Origin of the sequence: Microbulbifer sp. VAAF005 (assembly GCF_030012985.1) — a bacterium.
Taxonomy (GTDB): domain Bacteria; phylum Pseudomonadota; class Gammaproteobacteria; order Pseudomonadales; family Cellvibrionaceae; genus Microbulbifer.
In genome coordinates this window covers 4,489,588-4,506,571 of the sequence record NZ_CP120233.1, presented here as the reverse complement: position 1 = coordinate 4,506,571, position 16,984 = coordinate 4,489,588, and the positions used below count along the sequence as shown (strand labels likewise).

Sequence of the window (16,984 nt, the reverse complement as noted above, 5' to 3'; positions counted from 1 at the left end):
CAGCTATTTGTAGTCATCGTCATGCCCCTCAGATTCAGGGCTTGCTGGCGCCGCCTCCCCATCAGTTACCGGTAGCTCTCTCTCCCCTTGACTGTCTGTAGAGCCAGATTTCGCCGCAGAACTACTACTTTGCTCGGCGGGAGGGGCTGGTGGTGCTTCAACATCGTAGGGGTTTCTAGGGGTGTTTTGCGGCGTCACCGGCTTTCCTGCGACAACCCTCTGCAAACCATTAACGATTACAGATTCACCGGCGACAAGCCCGCGATCTACAGCCCACAACTCCCCTTCCCTCTGCCCCAAGGTCAGGTAGCGCTTCTCCGCAATATTATCTTTGCCCAAAACAAAGACGTAACGGCCCTGCATATCCTCCATGACCGCTGACTGGGGTACCAGCGGCCTCAGGGCGTCATTGCCGGTGTAGACGCTTATGGAAACTCGGGCAAACTGGCCCTGTACTAATAGTTGGCCTGGATTGGGAAACAGGGAGCGCACCGCTACCGATCCGGTATTGGGATCGATCTGATTATCGATAAATACGATTTTGCCCTTATGGGGGTAGTAATTGCCGTCGGGTAACTCAATGCGGACATCCAGGCGAGTGGGACTTAAACCCTCTCGCTGTCGCCTCTGGGAATCCACCTGCACCGCATAAAGTTGCTCTTCTGGCACTTCAAAGAGCACATAAATGGGATCCATTTTTACGATGGTGGCCAGGGGATCGGTGCTTGGCCCTACCAGGGAACCCACTGGAAATTCTGTACGCCCGATTCTTCCAGTGAGTGGCGCGTAAACTTTGGTATAAGAAAGATCCAGCTCAGCGCTTTGCACTTTGGCGCGATTGGCATCGACTTGGGATTCCGCTTCCTCAAAATTGCCTTCAAGCTCATCCATCTGTACCTGGCTGATAGCCCCAGTGGCCACCAAACGGCGGCCACGGTGGAAGTTCCGCTCAGCAACTCTCAGGGAGGCTTGGGATTGTTCCAGAGTAGCGCGCTGATTCGCCAGTTCGGCAATAAAAGGGCGCGGGTCAATTTCAAACAGTAACTGCCCTTTCTGGACGGTTTCCCCCTCGGTAAAATTGCGGCTCTGGATATACCCTTGTACTCGTGGGCGGACTTGATATTCATCAGTTGCCTCTACCCGTCCGACGAATTCAAAGCGGGGGATAACAGGCTCCTCCCTAACAACCAGTACTTCTACTGGCGGGGGAGGTGGCGCCTTTTCCTCTTCGCCTTTACCGCCACAGGCGCAAAGGACAAGGAGCGCTAGTCCGAGCAGAAAAAAACGCGCCATCGCAGGGTAGATACCGCCTTTATACTTCAACATCACTAACAACTATAGGCGTCAACCGGTCGGGAAGCTGGCGCTCAAATCTTGCATGGGTATACTGACGCCATGAAATTTTGCAGCCAATGCGGCAGTAACGCCGTAACACTTTCCATTCCCAAGGGCGATGACCGCCCCCGCCACACCTGTGGCGATTGCGGCGCCATTTATTACATTAACCCCCGTGTTATTGTCGGGGTCCTCCCCTACGTCGACAATAAAGTAATGTTGTGCAAGCGCGCTATACAACCGCGCTTGGGGCTTTGGACCCTACCTGCCGGATTTATGGAGAGTGGTGAGACAAGTGAAGAAGGCGCCTTACGGGAATCTTGGGAAGAAGCCCGGGCCAGTATTCGTGTGGACGATCTCTACTCCATTTATGATATTCCTCACATCAATCAGGTTTATATGATGTACCGGGGGGAATTGACCGATATGAATTTCGGGCCCGGGCCAGAATCTCTTGAGGTGGAGCTATTTCGCGAAGATGAAATTCCCTGGAAAGAAATCGCGTTTCCTATCATGCACCGTACTCTGGAGCATTACTTCGATGACACGCGTATCGGCCAGTACCAGCTGCATCGTGGCGTCATCAATCGCAAGCTGTGAGCCACTTTAGTTAATGACCCTGCATTAAAAGGATGTTTGCATGAAATACTTCTCAATGCTCGGTGCTTTATTACTGGTAGGCATTGTCCTGCCAATGATTTTACCGGGCCCAGATGGCAAACCCATCATGTCACCCTCCGACTGGCTGCCACAAAAACCGGATATTTCAGCGATTCGCGAAACCGGTGAGCGAGCTATGCAAAGTGTGCGCGAAACCACCCAGGAATCGGTTTCAAAAATTGAAGAGCTGGCAACTTCCAGTGGGCTTGTGCCTCAAGGGGATTCTACCAAGCAAACATCTGAGGTTTTTACCTGGAAAGATAAAGATGGGAACTGGCACTTCTCAGACACCGTACCGGAGGGGTTGGATTCACACGTGCGTATTCACCGCGTCAAGCCTCTAAATACAGTCACCGCCAATGACCCTATTGACTTGAGTTCTGACTCGATCGTTGAAGACAGTAGCCCCGCCGAAAATAAACTGCCGACCCACCACACCAGCGTTTCAAAATTACTGGAAGATGCGAAAGCGATCGAGCAAAAAAGCCACGAACGACAAAAGGTACTCGATAGCCTTTAAGAGGCCTCTGCTTTATTTAAGCCGGCACTACTGCAGCGATCATCCAATCGCCAGAGGTCAAACGCCGGTTCTTCATAGGGGTGGGCTGCTCGCATTGCATTGAGAGCAGCATCCACCAGCTCATCGGCACAGACCATCTCCACACGGTATTCCATCACAGTCTCGACCTGTCCCGACTGACCAATAAATGGCTGACTCCCATCCAGCGGCCTGAACTGCCCCTCTCCCAGGACTTGCCAACAACAACTATCGTAGTCGCCAATACGCCCAGCCCCCACGGAAAATAGCGCTTGCTTTACCGCTTCCAGGTGAGACTCGGGAATATAAACACAGAGCTTATACATAAATAATCGTCCTTCTCTCCCCCAAAAAACAAAGAGGCCTCTTGGGCCCCTTTGTTTACCGGCAGAGTATTTTTAAAACATCATAGTCATTAACTTGCGCTGGTATTGAGTGGCAACAGGGTCGCCAGCACCCAAACTTTTTACAATATCCAGGAACGTCTGCTTGGCAGCACCATCGGCAAAGCCCATGTCTTTACGCAAAATATCCAGCAATAATTGCAGTGCTTCTTCATGGCGGTTGGCTTGGCTGTACTGCACGGCCAATTGATAAGCAGAATCGCTATCCGCAGGGTTTTCTTCCAGCGCCTTTTGCAGAGCCTGAATTTCTGGAGTTTCCGCTGCCTGTTGCTTCAGCTCCAATTGAGCCATCAGCTGCTGGTATTCCGCGTCCTGATCTGCCAGCAGAATTTTACTGAGCACAGTCTCCGCTTCCTGGGCACGGTTTTGGTCGAGCAAGATAGCAGCCAGTTGTTTGGCGATATCAGTGCGTTCAGACGATTCCGTATAAGCCTGACGCAACAAAGGCAGGGCTTCCGCCACTTTATCTTCACCGATTAACGCCTGTGCCTGCTGCAACTTTATGTCCCAGGGTTTTGGCAGATACTTATCCAGCATCTCACGAATCTGTGTCTCTGGCTGCACACCGGCAAAGCCATCTACCGGCTGGCCATCTTTTAAAACCATTACCGTGGGCAAGCTGCGTACACCCAGCTGACCCGCCAGCATTTGCTCGGTATCTGCATTGACCTTCGCCAATAAAAACTGACCGCTATACTCATTGGCCAGTTTTTCCAACACCGGCATCAACTGCTTGCACGGCTCACACCAATCGGCCCAAAAGTCCACCACTACCGGGCGCTTCATGGACTCTTCAATCAGAATTTGCTGGGCGTTCTCTGCCGTTACATCGACAATAAATTCGTTCACATCCTCTCCTAGACTAAATCTGGGTATTTCTATTCTCAGGGGCCTCTAACGGTAGAGCAGCTCCGCTCCATAGGCCAGTTCCAGGGACTCCCGCTCAAGCTTGCGAAGCCCCTTAACCACCAGGCCATATGAGCGATCTACCATTCGCTCAATCTCATAATCCGGCACTGTGCCATCCAACAACACCGTATTCCAGTGTTTCTTGTTCATATGGTAACCCGGGATAACACCGGAAAAGATGTCCCTTAAGGCCTGGGCTTCATCGGGATCGCACTTAAGATTACTGGCGTCCACCCCGCGGTAACAGCTTAAGGTAGCAAACATGCGCCCCTTAATCTTAAATACCGCTACATCCGGGCCAAAAGGAAAATCCTCGATAGCTTCCGGTCGCGATAGTAAATACTCTCTCAAAGTGCCTTTCTGCATGATTACCAATCCAGGGATGACGGCAGGCGCGGCGAGGATAACAAACGGGTAAAGCGCTGCCAGCGCTCTTCATTATTTTGACTGCCCTGCTCTACATAATCAGCAACCAGTGTCTTACCCCAATTGTAATTAATTACGTAGGCGCCGTAGGCATCTACAAAATCCTTCCGCTGTGCCGCCTTGGCGGGGCTCATCAAGGTATATTTCTCAAACAACGCAGGTACCTGCGCGCCCTCAATTTCCCCGTCGATATACTGGCGGGCAATCTCATTGCCGGCAAAACCCAACTTATCTACCAGGGCCATTACCTGCTCATACTTTTCCGCCGTTTTCGGATCCAGGCCAGCTAGGGGGTAGAGAACTTCCATTTCAAAACGGGTTTTCTCCTCACCGGGGAAAGTCAGCTCAATCCCGTAGTTTGCACTTCCCTCGGCAATCAATGACTGTGGACTGAAAAGCGGGTAAACGCTGTACTCTGCCCAACCCCGTTCCTTGACCAGAGTTTGCTCCAACAGCGCGTTATAAGTGTGATGCCCCGGATACCCTTCGTGACAGCCCAGGTCAATAGCCCTATCTATCGTAATAGGCAGGCCATTATTCACCTGTATAAGACTGTGCGAACGCCCCTTATACCAGTTGTAGCCACTCCAGGGTTTGTCGCTGACATACTCCAGAACAAAACTCTCATCCGCCGGGAGCGAAACATACTGCTTAGTGCGCGCGCGACATTCTTTAATAGCGGCATCAAATACGGCCTGAAGGCGATCGGCAGGAATTTCATAAGCTTTGCGGAAGCTGGCTACCCTCTCACTTAAGGGCTGCTCACCTGGGAGTAATGCTTCCAACTCCTCCAGCATGGGTTCAAAACTTTCCAAATCCTGCTGCGGGGGCTCGGTGTCGTAGAGGGTTCGAGCTTCATTGGCGAAGCTTCTCGGGCTCTCTCCTGCCAGACTACGAGCATGGAACACCAGGGCCCGCAACTGTGTCTTCAGGTAATGCATACGCAGGTTTTCGATAGAACCATCGCCGTCGATTACCGCTAGCAGCTCTGCCAGTAAAGATTCACCGCGCCGGGCAATATCTGCAGCGCTCGCCTTACTCTTGGTGGCAGTTTCACGCAATTCAGCCGGACCGTAATAGGCATCGACATAGCTGTCGTCATAATTTCCCAGTTCAAGTACTAGAAGGACATAAGCCTGGGCCAGACTATCCATCGCACTATCTCCATTATCGGATTTGGGATTGGTTGTAGTCGATTGGTTATCAACCCCGACTTCAGAATCGGCTTTTTTATTAGCTGTAGTTTGGCCATCACAAGCCCCGAGCAGAAGGGAAATAGCCAGCACTGATAGCGCCTGTGCCAGTGTTCTCAAATACATAATTCTTATTTCTCTCACGTACATTAACAATGGGAACTGGAAACTAATGGAATCAGGCCCCTCCAGGACCGAGACGCAGTGACATCAGGAACGCTAAAACAACTTAACCCTGGCGACTGGGCTGCTGTTCTACGTCTTTCCCTTCCCCAAGGCTATCGCTGCCACCTTCATCCAGGGGCTCCCCCTCCCCATGAACTTCAAACTCATCGGCCACCGGAGCTTTGCGCAATACCAGGAACCCCGCCACTCCAGCAATTACTGATGCCAGTAGGATACCCGCTTTAGCTTGGATCAACAGCTCATATTCAGAGCTAAAGGCCAGCTCGGCAATGAAGATCGACATAGTGAAGCCAATCCCGCCAAGGAGTGCAACACCGACAATATGTTGGAAATTGGCGGACTTAGGCAACTTGCCCCAGCCAAGCTTCCAGCCAATCCAGGTGGCGCCAACGATACCCACCAGCTTGCCCACAACCAAGCCGGAAATGACCCCTAGGGTGACAGGGTTTATCACTGCCGAAGAACTGGTAAAACTACTAAAGGGAATACCGGCGTTAGCCAATGCAAAAATAGGGATTATGACGAAACCCACCGGTGTGTGCAGGCGGGTTTCCATACGCTGTAGCGGCGATTGCGCCAGGTTGACGCCATTTCCCAGCGCCATCACTCGGGCGCGCAACGCATCGTTAGCAATAATCTTATCGCCTGGACGGAAACAGCGGTCAAAGCTGCGAATAATATCCTTTACAAAGGTACTAAAGGCCACCGGGTCATATTTGGGTTTGGCCGGCAGTGCCATTGCCGTAATCACCCCCGCAATAGTCGCATGTACCCCCGCCAGGTAGAACTCATACCAGAGCAGCACACCGACAAATACATAGGCCGGAGAACTGCGAACCCCTGCCGCTTTTAGCAGCCACATAATCACTACCAGGCAACCCGCCGCAATCAACGCAGTGATATTCACCTGTTCGGTATACCAGATTGCAATCACTAAAATTGCGCCCAAATCATCCACAATGGCTAGCGCAACCAGGAAAGTAACCACCGCACGAGGCACCCGATTCCCCAAAAGAGCAATACAGCCGACAGCAAATGCTATATCCGTGGCCATGGGAATGCCCCAGCCGCGTTCTGCACCACTATCCGCATTAAAAGAAGCGTAAATAAGTGCCGGCACCACCATTCCGCCAATTGCCGCCATCACCGGAAGTACAGCCTGGCGAAGGTCGGACAGCTCTCCCACCATAAATTCGCGCTTTAATTCCAATCCCACCAGAAAGAAAAAGATCGCCATCAAGCCATCGTTGATCCAGTGGTGTAAGGAGAGAGAGAATTCCCAGTTTCCCGCGCTGAGGCTGATGGGCATATGCAACAGGTGCTTGTAAGCCTCCTGCAAAGGAGAGTTGGCAATAACCAACGCCGCCAGAGCAGATAGCATCAACAAAATACCACTGCTACTTTGGCGATGGATAAATTCTTCAAAGGGAGTAACCAAGCGCCCAAAGGCACCCTCAAGTGGCGCCTCAAAGACCTTTCCCTTGCGAATTTTGAACTTATCCAGAACGCTTTTTGCCATCAGCTAACATCCTCCTTACTAAAGATTAGTCCCACAATTTGCGGAGCCGCACTTCTACCTGCTGGAGCCAGAGGTTAGCATGGGCCCTGTATTCTCAATTATGTAAACAGGATTGCACCGCGAAACATGACCCGATTGGATCAACTGCTTGTACAGAGAAAACTGGCGAACTCCCGCACCCATGCAAAGAAACTGATTGATGCCGGAAGAGTCATGGTATCCGATGGCGGCGCCCTTCAGCCCGCACGCAAGGCCGGGCAAAGTATCCCGGAAGATTGCGCCCTGGAAGTCACTCCCCTACCGGAAGACCAGTACGTTTCCCGAGCGGGGCTGAAACTGGCCGCAATCCTCGACCAGACAGGACTCGACCCCTCGGGCTGGCACGCATTGGATGTTGGCTGCTCTACCGGCGGATTTAGTGACTGCCTGCTACAGCGCGGAGCAGCATCGGTAGTCGGTGTGGATGTAGGGCGAGACCAGTTGGCGCAGAAGTTATTAAATAATCCCCGAATGCACCTCTTTGAAGGGGTGAATGCGCGCCATTTGGAAGCCTCTCAAATTGCCCCCTATGGAGACACAGGTTTTGACGCCATCGTTATGGATGTCTCGTTTATTTCCCAAGCGCTAATTTTGCCGCAACTACCTGCCTTGCTAAAACCTTCGGGGAAACTCTTGAGCTTGGTTAAACCACAATTTGAAGTCGGCCCGGAGGGAATCGGCAAAGGAGGGCTGGTTCGAGACGCCAAATACTACCCCGAGGTACGCAAGCGTATCACTGGATTATGTGAAGATTTGGGGCTTGAAGTAAAAGAATATATCGACAGCCCAATAAAGGGCGGTGATGGCAATCGGGAGTTTTTACTCTGGGCAAGTCCGCACCAAGCCTAAAGCACCTTTGAATATATCAACCCTATTTCCACCTCCGATAGTTCTTCAAGACAAGAGCTATCGGGGCCGTCAAAATAAAAAATAACCCTACATTTTAACACTTAACACCCCTCATTTACTTCGGCCATAGAGCCTCGTATATCTATTCCTACTTTGTTAAAACCAACTCCCCATCTATAAATATGATTTTATTATTTTTTAATAAAAATCCATTTTTTGTATCACTATTTCTACATAGCTCCGCAACAACTCCCACCCATGCTGCGCCATGCAGTTCTATTCAGAGGCTACTGAGATCAAACGCAATAAAAATCAGACAAATATAGTATCAAATAACTTGGCGATCTGATTTTAGGAAAACGGCAGCACTTCAGACCACCAGGTTAAGCATAACCACTTAAAATAAATCTAATCAACCTCAAGTTGAGCCATTCTATTTCTTGCTGTTTCATTATCAGGATTAATTAACAATGATTTTCTATAGCAATTTACAGCAAGTTCTTTCTTCCCCTTAACCACATAAGCTTCAGCCAAGCTTTCCCAGGCCTTATATGAACCTGGATAGAACTGTGTATTCAATTCAAAAAACTCTACTGCTCTATCGACATCTATGCCAAATTGATCATTATAGAGGCGATCGTAGCCAAAGAAACTAATAACATCCTCCCTCAACATAAACGTCCCTCCGAGCTTTCTTGAAAACTGCTCGAAGTGATTTTTAACATTCACTGCGGGGCGAAATCTAGCTTGATCATCGATCATATAACCATCAAAAATTGACCGAAGCCCTCTATAAAAGCTAATAACGGGCATGGTATGATGATTTTCTTCTGGCCCATATATTACTGAATCTACGTACAACCCTTTCTTTGGTTTCTCATTTAGCAACCCAATAAATTCCGCAACATAGTTTTCATCAGGATATGCACCTTCTACCCTCTCTGAAGTAGCGATAAACAGCCTGAGCTTTTCAGTTGATTTACCCTGTAGAAACTCAGAATATCGCTTTAACATAATCTGCTCATCCCACCACATACTTGGATCAATAGCGATATACGCATTAAAATCTTCAGGCGATGAATATAAGCTATGAATAACAGGTAGACCTGTAAATGAGTAACCTGCAAGAATTTGATACCCAGATGTCGGATATTCCGCGTTTATCTCTGGGATAAGCTCTTCTCTTAAAAACTCAAGAAATTGATCAGCGCCCCCTGTATTGGATAGCGCCTGATTTTTACGCCCACCATATTCAGTTAGCGATCTAGTAGGTGAACTATCTCTTACACGTTCTTGACTTACGATACCTACAACAATCATTTCAGGAATTACTGGAGTGGCATCAGAACTAAGCTGCCGAACCATACCTGTGAAGGCATGAAAGAAGCTATTGAAATCTGCATCAAGTAAATAAAGAACCGGATAATCTTTATATCCTCCTTCTTTAAAGGATGTGGGAAGAGAAATCCAATACTCCCTTTTCTCTTCGAGAGTTTGCGAGACAATAACCTTGCGCTCACCAATAGTTAACTCTTTGGATTGAGCAGTTAAACTCCAAACTACGGCAATTAAAATAGCTATAAATTTTCTTTTCATAGGAACACTCCATCTTTCCGCCAGCTAACCATTTAATCCACTAACAATTTAATAATCAGAGAAGGAAGAAAATCATACGCCGCGTTCTGGACTCAATGAGAATGAAGAATTCACGATGTGTTTAGAATGCAGCTTAGTCTTCCCCTCTGCCCAAAAAGTAAGTAGTTAAACTGCGATATATACTCAACTAATCATTTGGATCTTTTAGGCATTAGTCCAAAATATTTCCTGCTTTGCGAAGGGATCCTTGTAAGAATCCTGGCTGACCTGGGTTAAACCAAGCCTTTGCATGGACATTTCAGCGATATGTCTATTAAATGCTGAGATATGCCTTCCATTTAGGTAGTGGCCAATATCTACCCAGGAAGCATGCTTAATTTCTTCCGTATCTGTTATTGAAATATCCCGATTTAAGGCACTTAATTCACATACGAAGTAGATATCCGTATAGCCTAAATTCGTAGGAAATCGGGTGGCAAATCCGAGTACTGAGGAAAACTCGCAGGACACACCGGTCTCCTCATAAACCTCACGAATCACCGCATCGGCTATCTTTTCACCCAGATCAACGGTTCCTCCAGGCAGCTTCGGGCTTGATGCTGCACTGTGGCCCTGGACACAGAGTAGTTGCCCATCAAGCAGTACGAATCCTCCAACTCCCACCGTATGAGTTGGGTAGAAGGGAACATATGCATCTTCCTGAAGCTTAAGAACCAGCCTTGTAGCAGAATCCCGACAGCTATGAAATGTAAAACCATGATTTAGGCATATCGGGATAAACCGGGTAAGTGCATCTCGAAGATCTATCCATATCAACTTTCGGCTGTTAACTCTGGATACTTCTATAATGGCTACCAGTTCAACCAAGAACTGATCTTCCGTACCAGAAAAATTCTCGAGTTCCAAAGTAACGCAATTAAAGGAATCAACTGTATGATGAAACACAAGTAACCTATTCAACACCTAAATGATTTCAATACCATAAACGATATAGCCAACACTGAATCAATCATTCGTTCATTGATGTAAAGCCAACTTCGAATCCACAATAATAGCTCTGTGCCATTATTTGATAAGATACATCCCTTCAGTGTCTGGACCGCTCAATTCAAATCCAAATTTTCTATAAAGTTCGGGAACATCTGCCATCAACGTAATATATGCTGAAGGAAGGGCTTCTCGATCCAGGTAAGCCATAATGTGCTCCATGATCTGACGCCCCAGGCCAACACCTTGGAATTTTGGATCGACAGCAACATCCACTATCTCAAAATTAAGTGCGCCATCCCCCACTACCCGGCCCATAGCGACAGTTTCAGATTGTCTTTTTATATGGATACCGTACAAGCTATTTGGAAGGCCTTTTTCCGCTGCTTCACGGCTTCTGGGGGTTAAGCCTGTTATCTCTCGCAGTTTGAGGAAATCCTCGGTAGAAGCTACTTTCTCAAAAATTGTGTACATACCTTGCCGAATAAAATAAACAAATTAATAGTACCGCTAAGCCTACCTAGTACCCAGCGACAACCCAACCGTTATAGGAAAGTACTTAAACTGGAACTTCCTGGATCTCTGTCACCACTTCAGCTTTCACGGAGTTCGCAATAAAACACTGTTTGTGGGAAAGATGATGTATTTTTTCTAACTGCTCGCGACTGGGTTGTTTTTCACCGGAGAAGCGCACTGAAGGACGCAGGGTAACTTTAGTCATAGCAATTCGACCATCCTTATCAGTCCCCATAATTCCTATAGCTTCATCGCAATATTCATCAACCACAAACCCTCGCTTGGCTGCAATCGATAGAAAAAACAACATATGGCAGCTGGACAGAGCCGCTACAAAAGCTTCTTCTGGATCAACGTTTTCAACTACTGAATAGGGAATGGGTACAACATGGGGGGAAGAGGAGGCTGGGATAGATGCCCCACCATCAAATTGCCAGGTGTGGGCTCGACTGTATTGATTATCGGTGAAAATCTGCTCGTCGCGTTTCCAGGTCACCGTTGAAGTATACTCTGACAAGACTTATCTCCCTTTAGACGACACCCCTAGCCTTGGGGGAAAAGGGGCTAAATTGGGATGCTCACCAGCCCTAAGATTACCAAGAACCGGTGAGTGCTATTTCAAATGGTCCATCGCCTCCCGAAGCCGGATACAGGCGCCACAAGAAATACTAGTTAAGCGGCATCCACCTGCTCATCGGTGCGAGCAGCCATGATAAAGTCATTTTTGTGCAGGCCCTTAGCCTCGTGACTCCACCAGGTAACCGTAACCTTACCCCATTCAGTCAGCAGTGCGGGGTGATGCCCCACCTCTTCAGCAATCGCGCCGACACGGTTGGTAAACGCCAGAGCCTGCTTAAAGTTACGAAACTTAAACACGCGTTCCAGCTGCATAATTCCGTCACGGGTCATCGGCGTCCAGTCAGGGATCTGCCGCAGCAGTCCTGGCAGTTCGTCATCACTCACCAGCGGCGCATCGGCACGACAGGCTTCACATTGTTGTTGAGCTAGTTCGGTCATGAATCGGTCCTCAAAACCTTGTTTATTATCGGCTCAATTGGGCCGGCCTCACTCTACCCGCCCCCTTAACGAAACAAGTACAGGGCTCAAAAACGCATTTTATCCGGTTTTACCATCACAAAATGGAACCGCATGCTAAAAATATTGGACGATCTATGGGCACCGCAGCCATGGGTCGACATCGGCAGATAAACGTGAGGATTGTCATGAAAGCACACCTCAGTCTATTACTACTTCTGGTAGTTCTAGGGGCTTGTGAGCGCCAGAAAGTGGATAGAGAGCGCCTTCCTCCTCCAGAGGAGGTTATCCTGGAGGAAATGCGCTCCGAGACAAACCTGGCATTTGAGCAGCTTTGTCATCAATTTATACACGGCCTATGGAGTCTATTCCCATCCTGGGCACTCAGTGAAGGCTACTATGAAGCTGCCAAAGAGCTTCAGGTACCCGATAAGAGTTATCGTGAATTCGTATTGGATTTTGCTCAAATCTATGAACGCAAATTTGCAGCCTTGGATAAAAGCCAGCTCAATATCAATTCACGCAGTAATCTCGCTCTTATTGAGAATTTTCTACAGCGACTGCAATGGCAATATACCCGCTTTAAGTCATACCAATGGGACCCTTCCATTTACAATGTCTCCCATTCTTTTGCCCTGATCCTAAACACCGACTATGCGCCACTTCTAAAGCGCCTACATACTGTTAGTAGTCGTATGCGGCAAGTGCCCGAGTACTACCAGGCGGCTAAGGCCGCTATTTATAAACCAGCGGCACCACAGCTTGAATTAGCAATTCAACAGAGTACAGGCTCGCTGGAAGTCTTTGGTGAAGAGCTGGAAAAAACGGTTAAAGAAAGTCAGATGCCTGCAGATGCAAAGGAGATTTTCCTACGGCGAATGCACGATTCTCGCTTGGCAATACAAGGCTATATTGACTTCCTGCAAAACCTGCAAAAGAAATTGACTAAATCCGGAAATTTCCGTGATTTTCGTATCGGTGAAAAACTCTACGAAGAAAAATTCCAGTTTGATATCAATATTGGAATGAGCGCTGCTGAACTATACCAGCGCGCCATCATAGAGAAGCAGGTAACCCACGATAAAATGACCAAGCTTGCCGATCAACTCTGGCCAAAATACTTTCCTTCTGATTCCCCACCCAACGAGCCACTGGTAAAAATTGAAAAGCTGCTGAACAAGCTTTCCCAATATCATGCCACCAAAGAAACTTTCAAGAAAAAAGTAGAGCAACAGATCCCGGAGCTGGCAGAGTTCGTGACCGAAAAAAACCTGTTAAGCCTGGACAAGGAAAAGCCACTGGTAGTTCGAACAACTCCAGCCTACATGCAAGGCTTTGCTGTAGCTTCCATTAATGCGCCTGGCCCCTACCATAAAAATGCAAATACCTATTACAACGTGATGCCCATAGAGACCTACTCCGATCAACGGGCGGAGAGCTTACTGCGAGAATACAACGACTATATCCTGCAGATACTCAATATCCACGAAGCGATCCCCGGGCACTACACTCAACTGGTTTACGCCAACCAGTCCCCCAGTATCCTGAAAACTATTCTCGGCAATACCGCAATGATCGAAGGCTGGGCCGTCTATGCGGAGCGTATGATGCTGGATGCGGGTTACGGTAATTTTTCCCCCGAGCTGTGGCTGATGTACTACAAGTGGAACTTGCGCACTATCACTAATACCATTTTGGATTATGAAGTACAGGTAAAGGGTATCAACCAAGCAGAGGCGATGAAGTTAATGGTTAGGGATGCCTTTCAACAACAGGCTGAAGCAGAGGGTAAATGGCGCAGGGCGACCTTAAGCCAAGTGCAGCTCACCAGCTATTTTGCTGGCTTTACAGATATTTTGGCCCTGCGCGAGGAAATCAAAAAGAAAATGGGCAACAACTTTAGTCTCAAGGGATTCCACGAGATGTTCCTGAGCTATGGCAGTGCACCTATACCAATTATTCGCGAACTGATGCTGGCGGACTTAGCCAAGCAAGGCAATAAATTCCAATAAAAAAGGCCCCTGTTGGGGCCTTTTCTTTAAATGGCGGAAGCGTTACACCTCACCTTCGGCAATCTTGGCTTTCCAGATCAGCGGACCAGTAGTGTGTACTGACTCACCCTGACTGTCGACAGCCACAGTTACCGGCATATCTTCTACTTCAAACTCGTAAATCGCTTCCATTCCCAGCTCGGGGAAGGCGATAACTTCGGAGCCTTTAATCGCCTGGGCAACCAGATAAGCAGCGCCACCGACTGCCATCAGGTATACCGCTTTATTATCGCGGATCGCCTCAATTGCCATGGGGCCGCGCTCCGCCTTACCGATCATCCCCGCCAAGCCGGTTTCTTCCAGCATAGTGCGAGTGAATTTATCCATACGGGTAGCAGTGGTTGGGCCAGCGGGACCAACAACCTCATCGCGCACCGGATCTACCGGGCCTACGTAGTAGATAAAGCGGCCGGTGAGATCCACAGGCAACTTCTCGCCTTTGGCGAGGATATCTACCATTTTCTTGTGCGCCGCATCGCGACCAGTCAGCATCTTACCGTTCAGCAGCAGGGTCTCACCGGGCTGCCAGTTTTGGATATCTTCTGCGGTAATGGTATCCAGGTTTACCCGACGGGTATTGCTGCCCGCTTCGCGGGTAATTTCCGGCCAATCTTCCAGCTTAGGCGGAGTCTGGCGCGCAGGCCCGGAGCCATCCAGGGTAAAGTGCGTGTGACGGGTAGCCGCGCAGTTGGGGATGATCGCCACAGCCTTGTTGGCAGCGTGGGTAGGATAATCCTTGATCTTCACATCCAACACAGTGGTCAGTCCGCCCAGGCCCTGGGCGCCGATGCCCAGTTTGTTGACGGAATCATAGAGTTCCAGACGCAGCTCTTCAGCGCGGTTAGAGGCTCCGCGCTCTTGCAGCTCCTGAATGTCGATGGGGTCGAGCAGGGATTCTTTGGCCAACAGCATCGCTTTCTCAGCGGTACCGCCAATACCAATACCCAGCATGCCGGGCGGACACCAGCCGGCGCCCATCTGCGGAACCATCTTCAGCACCCAGTCAACCACCGAGTCAGATGGATTCAGCATGGCAAACTTGGTTTTGGCTTCGCTGCCGCCGCCTTTAGCTGCCACATAAACTTCTACGGTATCACCGGGAACGATTTCATAGTGAATCACCGCCGGAGTATTGTCTCCGGTATTCTTACGGGCACCATCTGGATCTTCCAGAATAGAGGCACGCAGTACGTTGCTGGCATTTTGATAGGCCCGGCGAACACCCTCGTTAACCATATCGGTAACGCTCATGTCCGCTTCCCAACGCACATTCATGCCCACTTTCAACTTCACGGTGACAATGCCGGTATCCTGACAGATTGGGCGGTGGCCCTCGGCACACATGCGTGAGTTGATCAGGATCTGGGCCATGGCGTCCTTGGCCGCCGGGTTGACCTCTTTCTCATAAGCCTTATTCAGGGCCTGAATGAAGTCCTGTGGGTGGTAGTAAGAAATAAATTGCAGCGCATCGGCCACGCTGCCGATCAGATCATCCTGGCGGATAGTGGTCATTGCCAACTCCGATTAACGTCTCGAGGCCGGCGATTCTACACGAAATGTAGGGTTATTGACCCAGATATTCCCATAAATCCCATTCACCGAAAGGGAAAACAAAATAAAAAAGGCGGACACCAGGTCCGCCTTTTTTAACTCAACCGGAAAACTACATGGATGAAGCTGTCGAATCACCGCTGGACTGCAGGGAGCGAATCGCATCGCGGAGCTGCACCAGATCCTTATTCACAGAACGGCGGTAAGCATCGATAGACTCGACAGCCTCTTCATTCGCACCGACACGCATAGTCAGGTCACTGCGCACTGAAGCCAGCTGGCGCTCCAGGCGTGCAAGCTTATCAGTCATCTCACGCTGGGAATCTGTATTGCCCTTGCGTAACTCTGCCAGCGAAGCCTCTACAGCAGCAATTTTCTTCACGCTGGACTCGAGGCCGCTGAGCTTGGTGCTAAGAGCGGCGACTTGCTTTTTGTTAGCTGCGACTGCTGTTTTATTTGCCGAGATACTCTTGCGGTTGGTGTCATAGGCAACACCCCACAATTTACGGATCTCTGAGGAGTTTTCCTTGGCTTTTGCATTCAGTACTTCAACCGATGCCGTAGATTCCTCATCGGAGAGGCTAAAGCGCTTCTCCAGTTCAGCAATACGGTTTTCCGCATCGGCAATACGAGTTTCTGCATCACTCAACAGGGTCCGGCTGTCCTGCCATTGCTGGTACAGGAAACCCGAGGCACCCAGGCCACCCATCGCCATAATCAGGGCACATAGACCCAAGAAAGAGAAACCACCTCGGCGCTCCTCCACGATCACCTGGGGCTCTGGTGAATCACTCCTTTCTTCGCTGGTAGTGAGATCCAGTGATGGTTCAAGAGCGGCGCTGCCGCCCAGTGTGGGCTCTTTGCGTTGCATGGTTCGATACACCCGATAACTGTGCTGATGAGTCCGGTACCCGCCAGTTCTATGCTGCTCTTTCCGGTACCGTATTTTCAGAAATATATGACAATAGAATCCATTCAGATTCGTCGAATTCTGCGGCAGTTATACCAAAAATTGACGAAAAAGTAAGCGGTCGCCAGTAATAATAGACGACAGTCGATTAGAGTTGACAGAAAAGCTCTCCCCCTTGTGTTTGAGGAAATCGTCCCAAACTCCCCTAATCCACCGCGCCGGCTTAATTCTGAGATGCGGCACGTGTAGAATGCCCTCACCAATAACCCTCAGACAAAGG

General features: G+C 49.3%; 17 protein-coding genes. 4 read left to right on the top strand and 13 right to left on the bottom strand.

Annotation, left to right across the window (positions count from 1 at the left end; all coding sequences use genetic code 11):
• Nucleotides 1–3: 3 nt before the first annotated feature.
• Entirely contained in the window at nucleotides 4–1,326 is a 1,323-nt protein-coding gene (locus tag P0078_RS20265) for an efflux RND transporter periplasmic adaptor subunit (RefSeq protein WP_282931704.1), read from the bottom strand.
• 69 nt (nucleotides 1,327–1,395) lie between these two features.
• On the opposite strand from P0078_RS20265, the gene P0078_RS20260 reads away from it, so the two are divergent.
• Together P0078_RS20260 and P0078_RS20255 are read left to right on the top strand one after the other, a co-directional pair.
• Nucleotides 1,396–1,935, top strand: a complete 540-nt coding sequence (locus tag P0078_RS20260) for an NUDIX hydrolase (protein ID WP_282931703.1) — start codon at nucleotides 1,396–1,398, stop codon at nucleotides 1,933–1,935.
• 40 nt (nucleotides 1,936–1,975) lie between these two features.
• Entirely contained in the window at nucleotides 1,976–2,515 is a 540-nt protein-coding gene (locus tag P0078_RS20255; protein ID WP_282931702.1) for a DUF4124 domain-containing protein, read from the top strand.
• On the opposite strand, the gene P0078_RS20250 is transcribed toward P0078_RS20255, so the two are convergent.
• The 5 genes from P0078_RS20250 to nhaA all read right to left on the bottom strand — a co-directional run bounded on the left by P0078_RS20250 (nucleotide 2,512) and on the right by nhaA (nucleotide 7,170).
• A complete protein-coding gene (locus tag P0078_RS20250) occupies nucleotides 2,512–2,859 on the bottom strand; it encodes a YqfO family protein (protein ID WP_282931701.1) in 348 nt (115 codons plus the stop codon). The two genes, P0078_RS20255 and P0078_RS20250, sit on opposite strands and share 4 nt — an antisense overlap.
• Before the next feature lie 72 nt (nucleotides 2,860–2,931).
• Nucleotides 2,932–3,786, bottom strand: coding sequence for a thioredoxin (gene trxA / locus P0078_RS20245; RefSeq protein ID WP_282931700.1), 855 nt, complete (start codon nucleotides 3,784–3,786; stop codon nucleotides 2,932–2,934).
• Nucleotides 3,787–3,831: 45 nt separating this feature from the next.
• Nucleotides 3,832–4,212, bottom strand: coding sequence for an MmcQ/YjbR family DNA-binding protein (locus P0078_RS20240; RefSeq protein WP_282931699.1), 381 nt, complete (start codon nucleotides 4,210–4,212; stop codon nucleotides 3,832–3,834).
• A gap of 2 nt (nucleotides 4,213–4,214) precedes the next feature.
• The gene (locus P0078_RS20235; protein WP_282931698.1) at nucleotides 4,215–5,591 is read right to left on the bottom strand and encodes a hypothetical protein; all 1,377 of its coding nucleotides are present in this window, start codon (nucleotides 5,589–5,591) and stop codon (nucleotides 4,215–4,217) included.
• 103 nt (nucleotides 5,592–5,694) lie between these two features.
• Nucleotides 5,695–7,170 carry a Na+/H+ antiporter NhaA gene (nhaA, locus tag P0078_RS20230; RefSeq protein ID WP_282931697.1) on the bottom strand — a complete coding sequence of 492 codons (1,476 nt, stop codon included), beginning with the start codon at nucleotides 7,168–7,170 and terminating at the stop codon, nucleotides 5,695–5,697.
• Between the two features lie 126 nt (nucleotides 7,171–7,296).
• Here nhaA and P0078_RS20225 point away from each other — a divergent pair, with 126 nt between their 5' ends.
• Nucleotides 7,297–8,058: a TlyA family RNA methyltransferase gene (locus P0078_RS20225; protein ID WP_282931696.1), complete on the top strand. Its 762-nt coding sequence runs from the start codon at nucleotides 7,297–7,299 to the stop codon at nucleotides 8,056–8,058.
• A gap of 408 nt (nucleotides 8,059–8,466) precedes the next feature.
• On the opposite strand, the gene P0078_RS20220 is transcribed toward P0078_RS20225, so the two are convergent.
• From P0078_RS20220 to P0078_RS20200, 5 genes are all read right to left on the bottom strand, one after another.
• The gene (locus tag P0078_RS20220; RefSeq protein ID WP_282931695.1) at nucleotides 8,467–9,654 is read right to left on the bottom strand and encodes an alpha/beta hydrolase-fold protein; all 1,188 of its coding nucleotides are present in this window, start codon (nucleotides 9,652–9,654) and stop codon (nucleotides 8,467–8,469) included.
• A 204-nt stretch (nucleotides 9,655–9,858) separates the two neighbouring features.
• Complete coding sequence (locus tag P0078_RS20215) at nucleotides 9,859–10,599, bottom strand: NUDIX domain-containing protein (RefSeq protein ID WP_282931694.1); 741 nt, start codon at nucleotides 10,597–10,599, stop codon at nucleotides 9,859–9,861.
• 120 nt (nucleotides 10,600–10,719) lie between these two features.
• On the bottom strand, nucleotides 10,720–11,115 hold the full coding sequence (locus tag P0078_RS20210; RefSeq protein ID WP_282931693.1) for a GNAT family N-acetyltransferase: 396 nt from the start codon (nucleotides 11,113–11,115) through the stop codon (nucleotides 10,720–10,722).
• Nucleotides 11,116–11,200: 85 nt separating this feature from the next.
• A complete protein-coding gene (locus tag P0078_RS20205; protein ID WP_282931692.1) occupies nucleotides 11,201–11,674 on the bottom strand; it encodes an OsmC family protein in 474 nt (157 codons plus the stop codon).
• Between the two features lie 155 nt (nucleotides 11,675–11,829).
• Nucleotides 11,830–12,174: a 4a-hydroxytetrahydrobiopterin dehydratase gene (locus P0078_RS20200; RefSeq protein ID WP_108732232.1), complete on the bottom strand. Its 345-nt coding sequence runs from the start codon at nucleotides 12,172–12,174 to the stop codon at nucleotides 11,830–11,832.
• A 206-nt stretch (nucleotides 12,175–12,380) separates the two neighbouring features.
• On the opposite strand from P0078_RS20200, the gene P0078_RS20195 reads away from it, so the two are divergent.
• Nucleotides 12,381–14,204, top strand: a complete 1,824-nt coding sequence (locus P0078_RS20195) for a DUF885 domain-containing protein (protein ID WP_282931691.1) — start codon at nucleotides 12,381–12,383, stop codon at nucleotides 14,202–14,204.
• A gap of 42 nt (nucleotides 14,205–14,246) precedes the next feature.
• Here the strand turns inward: P0078_RS20195 and P0078_RS20190 are convergent, their stop codons facing one another.
• The gene (locus P0078_RS20190) at nucleotides 14,247–15,755 is read right to left on the bottom strand and encodes a fumarate hydratase (RefSeq protein WP_282931690.1); all 1,509 of its coding nucleotides are present in this window, start codon (nucleotides 15,753–15,755) and stop codon (nucleotides 14,247–14,249) included.
• A gap of 151 nt (nucleotides 15,756–15,906) precedes the next feature.
• Nucleotides 15,907–16,665: a coiled-coil domain-containing protein gene (locus tag P0078_RS20185; RefSeq protein ID WP_282931689.1), complete on the bottom strand. Its 759-nt coding sequence runs from the start codon at nucleotides 16,663–16,665 to the stop codon at nucleotides 15,907–15,909.
• Nucleotides 16,666–16,984 lie beyond the last annotated feature (319 nt).